The organism is Hymenobacter sp. B1770 (assembly GCF_049896385.1).
GTDB lineage: Bacteria > Bacteroidota > Bacteroidia > Cytophagales > Hymenobacteraceae > Hymenobacter.
Genome location: NZ_JAFCUF010000099.1, coordinates 1 through 505, shown reverse-complemented (window position 1 = coordinate 505; position 505 = coordinate 1). Strand labels below are relative to the sequence as shown.

At 66.5% G+C, this 505-nt stretch carries 1 protein-coding gene; it reads left to right on the top strand.

The genetic code is table 11. The features are described 5' to 3' along the window. Positions 1 to 505 (top strand): lectin-like protein (locus ACP7AJ_RS21660; RefSeq protein WP_426062321.1); only part of this gene is annotated, 505 nt, incomplete at both ends.

Genomic DNA, 505 nt, shown 5'->3' with positions numbered 1-505 from the left:
TTGAGGGGACGGGCCCGGTACTGGCCTCCTCGGACACGTACCACTACTACGAGTTTGTCAGCGCCCCGGGTATTTGCTGGACCGATGCCAAAGCGGCGGCCGCGGCGCGCACTTACGAAGGCATGCAGGGCTACTTGGCCACCATCACTTTTGCCGGCGAGAAAGACTTCCTCGTGAACCGGGCCCAGGGCCAGTACTGGTTTGGCGCGTCTGATGCGGGCGTGGAGGGCGAGTGGCGCTGGCAGACCGGGCCCGAGGCTGGCCAACTCATTTGGCGCGGCGGGCCTACGGGCATCGGCGCGGCCTATACCCACTGGCTGCCGGGCCAGCCCGACGACTTCAAGAATCAGTGGCGCCCGCAGGGCGAGGACTACGCCCAGTTCTACGGCAACTCCTGGCTGTGGAACGACGTGGATAACTGCAACACCGGGGGCAGCACCACCGCGGGCTACCTGGTCGAGTACGGCGGGCTCGAAGCCTGCACGCCCATCCTCTACTCGCTCGG